We start from the raw sequence: 10,047 nt of genomic DNA on the forward strand, positions 1-10,047 counted from the left end.
TGTTTAGCTTGCAGATACTAATCGGTCGTTCGCTTTTCCTTTTGTTCTGTGCGTCTGACGCATTTTGAATTCATTATTTTGTCGTAAAGTTCATAAAAGAAAAATGTGTTTTTCCTCTTGACAAAGTGTCACATATGTGCTATAATATTATTATAGCAAATGCACCATTAGCTCAGTTGGTAGAGCAACTGACTCTTAATCAGTGGGTCCTGGGTTCGAGTCCCCGATGGTGCACCAATTGTGGCCCGTTGGTCAAGCGGTTAAGACTCCGCCCTCTCACGGCGGCATCACCAGTTCGAGTCTGGTACGGGTCACCATTTTTCTTTTAGTCGGTGTTTATGGCAAAGAGGTTCCACCCGTTCCCATTCCGAACACGGAAGTTAAGCTCTTTTACGCCTACGATACTTGGTCATCTCGACCTGGGAAAATTGGTCAATGCCGACACTTTGAGAGTGATTTCGATTACTCTCAGATATTCCTCTATAGCTCAGTCGGTAGAGCATGCGGCTGTTAACCGCAGGGTCGTTGGTTCGAGTCCAACTGGAGGAGCCAGTAAAACCACCTAAGTTTTCTTAGGTGGTTTTTGTTTTTATTGAAAAAGAGACAGCCATACGAATAAGTAGCTGTCTCATTTTTTTACTGCAAATTAGTGTCTTCCTGCGCAAAAGGCTTGCTGTGATAGACCTTCTGGGCAGGCGGTTCTGTGCCGGCTATGATGGGGTTGGCGGATCCTTTGCCGTGCTTCGCCTTGCCCTGGATTTCGGGTACCGGAGGAACTGTATATCATAGTATTTTCAGAAATTGGGTGAATATGCAGGAAGAATATAATCAAAGAGATATGCAAACTTGCGGAGAGTTATTTCTTTCATTTCATACCCTATGGACATTTCCCGGAAATTGTGCTATACTGATAACAGAATTCCGCCAGGTATAATTTCACCAAATGGTGCAACAGTATCCTTATCTGAAATAGAAACGGAGCGGTTGACCATGCGTTGTTTGATTGTAGTGGATTATCAGGTGGATTTTGTCACGGGCAGTCTGGGATTCCCGGCGGCACTTCGGCTGGAACATCCCATTGCGGCTAAAATTGCCCGATATCATGCCCATGGAGATCAGGTGGTATTCACCCTGGATGCCCATGGGGAGAATTATCGTCTCACCCGGGAGGGCAAATATCTTCCTGTGGAGCATTGCCGACGGGGAACACCGGGCTGTGCGCTTTATGGCAGTGTTGCCCAGGCAAAGCAGCCCCAGGATATCTGCTTCGAAAAAGATACCTATGGTTCGCCGGAATTGTTCGACTGGTTGCGGCGACAGTCTTTTGATGCGCTGGAATTTGTAGGCGTGGTGACTCAGGTCTGTGTGCTTGTCAATGTGGTATTGGCGCAAACGGCACTGCCGGAGGCATCCATTGCCATTGATCCGGATTGCGTGGCTTCGCCGGATCCTGCACTGCATCGGGCGGCATTGGATGTGCTGGAAAGTCTGCACATCCACGTGACAAGGCGGTGACTGGGTTGAAGTCGGAATTGTACTGTGATTTTTACGGGCTGACCATGGCACAGCAGATGATCCAGTGCGGCATGGGCGGACAGTGGGGATGGTTCGAACTATTCTTTCGCCGCATCCCTGATCAGGGTGGTTTTGTCATTGCTGCCGGACTGGAGCCGGCTTTGCAGGAATTGGAGGCATTCCGGTTTTCTGAGGATGCCATCGGTTTTTTGCGGAAACGTGGTGATTTTTCCCCGGAATTTCTGGCGTATCTCAAGCAGATTCGTTTTACGGGAGATGTATATGCCGTACCGGAGGGAATGCCGGTCTTTCCAGGCGAGCCTCTCTTATCAATCCAAGCACCCTTGTATCAGGGCTATCTGCTGGAAACAAGACTGCTGCAAAAGATTGGATATGCGTCCCTGATTGCCACAAAGGCAAACCGCATTGTCCGCAGTGCCCGGGGACTGCCGGTGTGGGAGTTCGGTGCACGCCGGGCACATGGCATGGATGCTGCTGTGGACGGGGCACGGGCGGCATATCTGGGCGGTTGTGCCGGGTCATCCTGTACAGCAGCGCAGGCGGTTTACGGCGTTCCCGTCACTGGAACTATGAGTCATGCCTGGGTGCAGCAGTTCCCCACGGAATATGAGGCGTTCTGCACCTGGTGCAACGCCAGTCCCCATGGCGTGGTGCTGCTGGTGGATACCTATGACACCCTGGGCAGCGGTGTGCCCAATGCCATCCGTGCCTTTCAGGAAGTACTGCTGCCCCGTGGCATTACGTCCTTTGGGGTGCGTCTGGATTCCGGCGATCTGGCAGGACTGTCCCGGCAGGTGCGGCAAATACTGGACGATGCCGGGCTGTTCTCCTGTCGTATCCTAGTCTCCAATGCCCTGGATGAATATCGGGTGGAAAAGCTTCTTTCTCAGGGTGCGGCAATTGATGCTTTCGGTGTGGGAGAACGGCTCATAACAGCCAAAAGTGATCCGGTATTGGGCTGCGTACTGAAGCTGACGGCACTGGAACAGCCGGACGGTACTCTGATCCCCAAATATAAATGGAGCGAGACACCGGGAAAATCCACCTTGCCATATCCCAAGCAGGTATTCCGCATGTGGGATTCTGGGACGGGAACTGCTATGGGAGATTGGATATGCCGGCAGGAGGAAACACCGGAACAGGCAGTACCCGAACTGCCCCAGGGCGTTCATGTGAAACCTTTGTTACAGCCGGTCATGCGCCGTGGTGTGCGTTTGCAGTCTCCCATGGCGCTGGCAGAACAGCAGGCGTGTACGCTGGAACAGGTGGATACCCTGCCGGAAGAAGTGCGCCGTCTGGAACATCCGCATCCTTATCCACTGCATCTGTCTCCACAACTGGCGGCAGTCCGCCGGAAGCTGCGGCAGATGCAGGAATCTCAAAAGTCAGGAATGTGATTTGAAATGAAACGTTATCAACAGAATATCCGCAGAGTCGTACCCTATGTGCCGGGAGATCAGCCGGATTTTCCCGATATGATCAAGCTGAACACCAATGAAAACCCGTATCCCCCGGCGCCGGCGGTGCAGGAAGTACTGGCGAAAAGTCAGGCAGAGCAAATGCGGCTTTATCCCGACCCCACAGCCCACCAGCTGAACGCTGCCATTGCAAAGGCATATGGGGTGGAGGAGTCTCAGGTGTTCACCGGGGTAGGCTCAGACGATGTGCTGGCGATGATCTTCCAGACCTTTTTCAATTCAGAGCTGCCCATTCTCTTTCCGGATATTACCTACGCCTTTTATCCGGTATGGTGCGATCTGTTCCGGATTCCCTACGAGGTGCAGCCTCTGAATGAAAAGCTGGAAATTGTGCCGGAGGATTATTTCAAGGAAAACGGCGGCATTGTGTTCCCGAACCCCAATGCACCTACGGGAATTGCCATGCCTGCGGCGGAAATTGAGCGTATCTTGCAGCACAATCCGGAATCTCTGGTGGTCATTGACGAGGCTTATGTGGACTTCGGCGGTGAATCAGTGCTGCCGCTTCTGGACAAGTATGACAATCTTATGGTGGTGCAGACGTTCTCCAAATCCCGTTCCATGGCAGGCGAGCGCATCGGCTTTGCCATTGGTTCGCCGGAACTGATCCGGGCGCTGCATGATGTGAAATATTCCTTCAACTCCTATACCATGAACCGTTCGGCACTGGCGGCTGGCACAGCTTCGGTGGAGAATCAGGCGTATCTGGAGGAAATTACAGCGAAAATTGTGGCGACCAGAGAGCGCTCCAAGACAGTGCTCCGGGAGATGGGCTTCCAGTTTCCGGATTCCAAGAGCAATTTCCTGTTTGTGACCCACCCGGACTGCAATGCCCATGAGCTGTTTGAGGCGTTGCGGGAGGCACATATTTTCGTGCGCTGGTTCGATGCCCCCAGAGTGCGGGATTACTTACGGATCACCATCGGCACGGATGCCCAGATGGATGCGCTGTTTGATTTTTTGCGGAAGTATCTGGGGAAATAATTCTCGCAAGCACATATCCGTTGCAATATAATACAGCAAAAAGAGGAGATTCTCGCAGAAAGAGAATGTCCTCTTTTTATGTGACATGCCATGTGGAAAGATTCATCGAATTGTAGGTGCGAACATTGTTCGCTTGCCGCAGACCACTTGTGAACGGAAAACACGGGCGACCAATGGTCGCCCCTACTATTCTCTTCCATCTAAAAAGGTTTCCCTTAGATTCTTCGGAAACGATGGGAGCAAGCCCCCGCCCTACGCTTCCGGTTTTCAAACCATGAGCAAAGTTTTTGGCGTGACTACGTGATACAGTGAGACTTGGCAATGCATTAGCACTCTGGTTGGCAGATGGTTAGCACTCTTTTACATAGAGTGCTAACTTTCATTCAGTTTTCACAATAGCATCGTAATTTTATCATAAAGCAGGGGTATGATAATACTTGTAAACGGAACGGGGCACGGAAACGGAAGAGATAAACGCCGTGAACCGGATCCGCAAACAAAAAAATCTGTAACCAAATCCTTAGGAGGAATGCTTTATGATGACCTATTTGACACCCTTTGAACGTACCGGATATGACCTGTTCCGCTCCATGCGTGACTGGGAGAATGAATTCTTCGGCGGCAAGTCCACGCAGGTCAGCACTTGCAAAACTGATATCCGGGATACCGGTGACAGCTATGTGCTGGAGGCAGAGCTGCCGGGATTCCAGAAAGAGGAGATCAAAATCGATGTCCAGGGCGATGTCCTGACGCTGTCTGCGATGCACAAGGAAAAGACCGAGGAGGAAAAGAACAAGGAAGGCACCTATCTCCGCCGGGAACGCAGCTATTGCTCTTATCAGCAGAAGCTGGATATCAGCAACGTGGACGCATCTCAGCTGCACGCAGCCTATGAAAACGGCGTGCTGACCCTGACTATGCCCAAGAAACAGCCAGCTGCTCCGGTTTCCCGTCAGCTGGAAATTCACTAAGCCAAAAAGGAATTCCGATTGACGGAATTCCCACAGAATACAAATATAAAAACAGTCAGTACGAATGAATGGAGGAATGACGTATGATGACTATTTTTCAACCGTTTGTCAACACACTGGATAACATGCGTGATTCATGGGAGCACGCAGCAGAGGCTGTGATGCCGAGAACCGATCTTCGTGACACTGGCGACAGCTATGTATTGGAAGCCGATCTGCCGGGATTCCGTAAGGAAGAAATCCAACTGAACATTGAGGGAGATGTCCTGACCCTCACCGCAGAACATGTGGAAAAATGTGATGCAAACCAGGCAGACAAGGGTATCTTTTTACAGCGCCAGCGCAGTTCCTGTTCCTATCAGCAGAAAATGGATATCAGCAGTGTGGATGTGGAACATATGCAGGCAGCTTATGAAAACGGCGTGCTGACCCTGACTATGCCAAAGAAACAGCCTGTAGTACCGGCTGCACGGCAGATACCGATCCAATAATAATATCTCTCCTGTGGATTGACGGAACCCACAATGATAATGCTATAATATCCCCCCCTGAAATAGAAGCCAGAGAAAAAACCGATACAGCCCATTTTTTAAGGTTGTATCGGTTTTTTTGTATTTTTATGTTTCCAGCATAACGCTTTTTACGGAAAGCTTATGGATTTTCCGGGCATAACAGTACATGATCAGCTCGTAGGCGGCGAGGAATATCACAAGGGAAATGATGCATACTTTCCCATCAAAATGATAGTCAGGCATTCCCTCTAAGTCGGCAAACACAAAAGTCACCATGACCTTTAACAGGATATACTGATAGGCAGTGCCAATGATAAAACCGATATAGGAAACCGGTCTGTAGCAGGCGAGAATTGCCCGGCTGCATTCCCGCCGGGAATAACCAAACACTTTCATCATTGCCACAGTTTTGGTGTTTGCGTGGATGACACTGGTCAGAGACAGGAATAACGTCATAAATGCCAGGATCAGTCCAATGGAGATCATCATCCATGCAAAGCTTTCGCTGGCAAGCGTTTTCATAGACATGGACATCTGAGTCATTGCCGAAAAACAAAACGCCGAAAATGCAATGAAAAAGACAAGGATCTTTCTGCTCCGCAGCGTGTTCCGTTTCAGTTCCTGCAAATAGGGCGTGTCCCCGGTGTCTTTGTGACGGGGGCTGCGTTTTATGGTCTGGTATTCTTTCAGTAAGTGTAAGGACTGCTTTTTCAGCTTCAAAAAGGCGTAAAAAACGGATAGCCCCATAAAGCACAGGGTGGGTACGACAATCAGACAGATCACTATCCATAGATGAAATTGCGGCGTGATATCGGGGAGAAGTTTTTCTGCATTCTGTATCTCATAAAAATTAGGCAGATACAAAAATGTCCCCAGAAAGCCCAGGATACAGCCGATAAATACACTGCATCCGAATACCCAGAAATGTTTCGCCACCTGTATTCTGGAATATCCCAGAGCTTTTAGAATGCCCAGTTCTTTTCCATGGGTGTCGATGTAATTTTTTATGTAGAACAACAGCAGGATCACCGAGGTGACCGCCAGACAGCCGCCTGAAACAATGGCAACTACTTTGCCGCAGGCAACCTGGGCATCATACATGACCATGCCCTGAGGTGATGTGATTGCATCTTTCACAGTGACAATATCTGCATTATAATTGAGAAACAATGCACATACAAAAACCGCACAGCAGGCGACAACGGCAATACCGAAGAGTTTGCACGCATCTTTCCATCCCACAATCATGCTATCACCATCCGATCTCATAAGCGGTTTTCTGCGTTTCATTGTGACATATCTCGGCAATATTTCCGCTGTTCATTCTGATAATGGTTTTTGCTGTTTCGGCAATGTTCTGGTTGTGGGTGACCATGACAATGGTAAATCCCAGGGATGCGTGAAGTTTCAGGATATAGTCCAGAACTTGTCTGCCGGTATTCTCGTCCAGCGCACCCGTTGGCTCGTCCAAGAAGAGCACCTTGGGCTTTTTCGCCAGTGCTCTGGCAATGGAGACACGCTGCTGTTCGCCGCCGGAAAGAGCACCGGGATATTTTTTTCGCTGGGCAGAAAGTCCCACAGCGTCTATGATCTCATGATAATCCGGATTGTGGGCAAGGTCAGCGCCCATGCGGACATTTTGTTCCACTGTCATATTGGGCAGCAGATAATACTGCTGGAAGATGAATCCCACAGTTTCCCGGCGGAATGCCGTCAGGGAATCGTCGCTGTATGTTGTGATATCTTTTCCGTCGTAGATCACGCTGCCGCTGTCGGGACGTTCCAGTCCGGACATAATGTTCAAAAGGGTGGATTTCCCCGAACCGGATGCCCCCAGAATGACAACGAGATCGCCGTCAGCGATTGTGGTGCTGATGCCTTTTAACACTTGGGTGCTGTTTTCACGGCTGCCATAGGATTTCACAATATTCTGCATCTCAATCATGTTTCACATCTCCTTTGAGTTCCTTGATAATGGCTGACCCCATTTCTGTCAGCATACACCCGATTTCTGCCGGGGTAAAGCTGCACATATTGGTGGCACACAGAACGGCAATGCCGTGGGAATAGATCCATAGATGGCGATAGAGCCGTTCTGCCTGTTCACCGACAAAACCATGGCAGGCTTTGACAGAGGCAAGAATCTGGGAGTAGTTCTCGTCGATCACCGGCAGAATATGTGTCAAGCCAGGTTTTTCCGGTCTTTCAGACATAAAGAGAAGCTGAAACAGCTTTGGTTCCTCCATGGCAAATCGGATATACTGCACGCCTACGCCCCGAAAGGCAGGAAGCTCTTTCTGGTGCAGTCCTTCGTGAATATATTCGCTATAAAGTTTTTTTGCGGCGGCGAGTACCTCTTTCTGGACATCGTCCATGCTTTCGAACACGCTGAAAATGGGTCTTGCGGAGGAACCAAGCTTTGCACCCAGTGCTCTGGCGGTGACGGCTTCGGTTCCCTCTGTGCGTGTCATATCGAAAGCGGCCTTTATGATCTCTTCTCTTGTGAATTTCGCTTTCGGCGGCATTGTGGTTCCTCCTATTGTAAAACATACGTTTTAAAACATTTGTTTTATAATAGCATATTTCTGTGGGAATGTCAATAGGGAGTTGCGTGTAAGATAATCGTAGGTTGAATTCTCATGAGAATACATATATAATAGCTGTTGAAAACGTCTCACCGGGACGTTTTCAAGATATTTCTTATTGAAAAGTTTCTACAAGGCTGTGCGGTTTTGCAAAGCCCTGCCTCGCCCCGGCGCAAAAGGATGCGCCGGGGTGCTTCGCCGCCTGCGGTGTGTTTATGGTGAGACGAACATGCCGAATGATGGGGGATAGAATGTGAATACGCCGAAGCATATGGCAATCAGTGCAAACAGCAGTCCGCCCAGAAGGCTGTCTCCGTGATCTTTTGGGGCACGGTGCCAGGTGAACCATGCAGTTACGGCGGCTCCGGCAACGAAGGTCAGAATATCTGCGACCAGCCAGTTCCTGCCGAAAATGCCGGTGTAGGTATAGAACAAAGCCACAATAGCCAGCATTCCCAGAAGAACTGCCTCCATCCGTGCCAGCACGTAGCCTTTCCAGCGGTGACCGACCCAGAAATATTCCCACACCGTATAGGCGAGAACCGGGAAAAAAAGCAGCTTCAGATGTTCCCAGGTGCTTTCGTTGACGGCGGAATACAGCCCTACCACACGGTTTTCCCCTGTCCAGGCATATAAAAAATGGAGCAGCGTCCCGGTGACGATACTCCAAAAAAATCCGATCCAGACACTCCGGCGGAATTCGTTCATACGATATCACCTCTGCATTATTTTATGCAGGATGGTGTAAAAAATTGCAGGATTTATTCTGTTTCAGCCGCCGGCAGGTGAAATTTTTGTCTGGCGGCTTCGGCAATCAGTGCGGCAGAGCCTTCTACGCCCAGCAGATTGCTGTTGAGGAAGAGATCCCGATACCGGGTGTTGTTTACCTCACATCCGGTATGGGAACGGTAATATTCCGCCCGTGCCTTGTCCACTTCTTCGATGATACGCTGGGGTTCAGCAGTAGTGCAGCCCAGAGTCTGGAGACTGTTGCGGATGCGTGCCTGATACGGCGCAAAAATATAGCACCGGATGACATTTTCCCGTTCCCGGAGCAGGAAGTCTGCACAGCGGCCGATGATGACGCAGCTTTCCCGTTCAGCATGCTCCAAGACCAGCTTGCTCTGAAGCTCGTACATGCGGTCTTGTTTCAGACTGCTGCCGATGCCCAGGGGATATGCCATTTTATAATAGCCTGTGATGCCGTTCTCGCTAAAGCGCACCAGAGAACTCATGGTTTCATCCAGGGCCTCTGCTTCCTTTTCCAGAACGCTGCGGTCATAGAGCGGTATGCCCAGTTTTTTCGCTACGGCAATGCCGATATCTCTGCCGCGGCTGCCGAACTGACGTGTGATGGTAATTACATAATTTTGCATGAAAAAGCCCCTTTCTGTTGTTATTTTGCTGATTGATCTATGTTCATCATACCACAATTTCCGCCCCTTGTCTATAGGGTATTTTTGACGATTGATTTTCGCTTTTCTCGCAAAACTTAGGCACTATGCAGGAAATAATTAACTAGCATCTTCAAAGCACAATAAAGTTCGTCAAAATGCCTAAGTTTTATTACCGTAATATCTTGATACGTATAATCTCCGAAACGCTTTGTGCTATTCTAAACCTGAAAACGTCATGTCGATTTTTACAATTTGATTACAAACTGGGAAAATCCATTGCAATTTCCTTCCATATCGTGTATAATAAAACAGAGAACAATACTCGGATTTCGAAGGATTGAAAGGAGTGCACACATGAAAAAGATTCTTTTGCTGACCATTCAGACAGCTGCCATATGGGTCGCTTTGGCAATGTTGGTACATGCATGGAATGGTGTGCATGTGAACAATTGGGAACTGCATTCTTTTCATGTGGGTTCATCGTTTTCCGGGATGTAAAAAAGGGCAATATTTGCTTGAAATATCAGAATTTAGGGCAATACCGCACAAAGATTGTGCGTCAGATGCGCCGTCAGATTTTTCGT

General features: G+C 49.3%; 11 protein-coding genes, 3 tRNA genes and 1 rRNA gene. 10 read left to right on the plus strand and 5 right to left on the minus strand.

The features are described 5' to 3' along the window. Window positions 1-161 precede the first annotated feature (161 nt). The 9 genes from Q0418_RS06875 (at window position 162) to Q0418_RS06915 (ending at window position 5,460) form a co-directional block, all read left to right on the plus strand. A tRNA-Lys gene (locus Q0418_RS06875) sits at window positions 162-237 on the plus strand. A 5-nt stretch (window positions 238-242) separates the two neighbouring features. Then, window positions 243-317: transfer RNA gene (locus Q0418_RS06880), tRNA-Glu, on the plus strand. An 11-nt stretch (window positions 318-328) separates the two neighbouring features. Continuing rightward, window positions 329-444 (plus strand): 5S ribosomal RNA (rrf, locus tag Q0418_RS06885). Between the two features lie 32 nt (window positions 445-476). Beyond that, window positions 477-552, plus strand: a tRNA-Asn gene (locus tag Q0418_RS06890). Between the two features lie 438 nt (window positions 553-990). Continuing rightward, complete coding sequence (locus Q0418_RS06895; protein ID WP_298483408.1) at window positions 991-1,515, plus strand: cysteine hydrolase family protein; 525 nt, start codon at window positions 991-993, stop codon at window positions 1,513-1,515. A 5-nt stretch (window positions 1,516-1,520) separates the two neighbouring features. After that, window positions 1,521-2,933 (plus strand): nicotinate phosphoribosyltransferase, encoded by a 1,413-nt coding sequence (locus Q0418_RS06900; RefSeq protein ID WP_298483409.1) that lies wholly within the window; start codon window positions 1,521-1,523, stop codon window positions 2,931-2,933. 6 nt (window positions 2,934-2,939) lie between these two features. Then, window positions 2,940-3,998 carry a histidinol-phosphate transaminase gene (hisC, locus tag Q0418_RS06905; RefSeq protein ID WP_298483410.1) on the plus strand — a complete coding sequence of 353 codons (1,059 nt, stop codon included), beginning with the start codon at window positions 2,940-2,942 and terminating at the stop codon, window positions 3,996-3,998. Between the two features lie 536 nt (window positions 3,999-4,534). Further along, complete coding sequence (locus tag Q0418_RS06910) at window positions 4,535-4,969, plus strand: Hsp20/alpha crystallin family protein (protein ID WP_298483411.1); 435 nt, start codon at window positions 4,535-4,537, stop codon at window positions 4,967-4,969. Between the two features lie 83 nt (window positions 4,970-5,052). Beyond that, window positions 5,053-5,460, plus strand: coding sequence for an Hsp20 family protein (locus Q0418_RS06915; RefSeq protein ID WP_298483412.1), 408 nt, complete (start codon window positions 5,053-5,055; stop codon window positions 5,458-5,460). A 126-nt stretch (window positions 5,461-5,586) separates the two neighbouring features. On the opposite strand, the gene Q0418_RS06920 is transcribed toward Q0418_RS06915, so the two are convergent. From Q0418_RS06920 to Q0418_RS06940, 5 genes are all read right to left on the minus strand, one after another. Further along, on the minus strand, window positions 5,587-6,729 hold the full coding sequence (locus Q0418_RS06920) for an ABC transporter permease (RefSeq protein ID WP_298483413.1): 1,143 nt from the start codon (window positions 6,727-6,729) through the stop codon (window positions 5,587-5,589). Window positions 6,730-6,733: 4 nt separating this feature from the next. Beyond that, window positions 6,734-7,426, minus strand: coding sequence for an ABC transporter ATP-binding protein (locus tag Q0418_RS06925; RefSeq protein ID WP_298483414.1), 693 nt, complete (start codon window positions 7,424-7,426; stop codon window positions 6,734-6,736). Then, a complete protein-coding gene (locus tag Q0418_RS06930; protein ID WP_298483415.1) occupies window positions 7,419-8,006 on the minus strand; it encodes a TetR-like C-terminal domain-containing protein in 588 nt (195 codons plus the stop codon). The genes Q0418_RS06925 and Q0418_RS06930 overlap by 8 nt, the downstream gene beginning before the upstream one ends. A 273-nt stretch (window positions 8,007-8,279) precedes the next feature. Next, entirely contained in the window at window positions 8,280-8,774 is a 495-nt protein-coding gene (locus Q0418_RS06935; RefSeq protein WP_298483416.1) for a DUF6512 family protein, read from the minus strand. Between the two features lie 53 nt (window positions 8,775-8,827). Beyond that, on the minus strand, window positions 8,828-9,442 hold the full coding sequence (locus Q0418_RS06940) for an AAA family ATPase (protein WP_298483417.1): 615 nt from the start codon (window positions 9,440-9,442) through the stop codon (window positions 8,828-8,830). A 375-nt stretch (window positions 9,443-9,817) separates the two neighbouring features. Here Q0418_RS06940 and Q0418_RS06945 point away from each other — a divergent pair, with 375 nt between their 5' ends. Continuing rightward, entirely contained in the window at window positions 9,818-9,961 is a 144-nt protein-coding gene (locus Q0418_RS06945; RefSeq protein ID WP_298483418.1) for a hypothetical protein, read from the plus strand. The last annotated feature ends 86 nt before the right edge of the window (window positions 9,962-10,047 follow it).

Source organism: uncultured Ruminococcus sp. (assembly GCF_937915125.1).
GTDB lineage: Bacteria > Bacillota > Clostridia > Oscillospirales > Ruminococcaceae > Ruminococcus_C.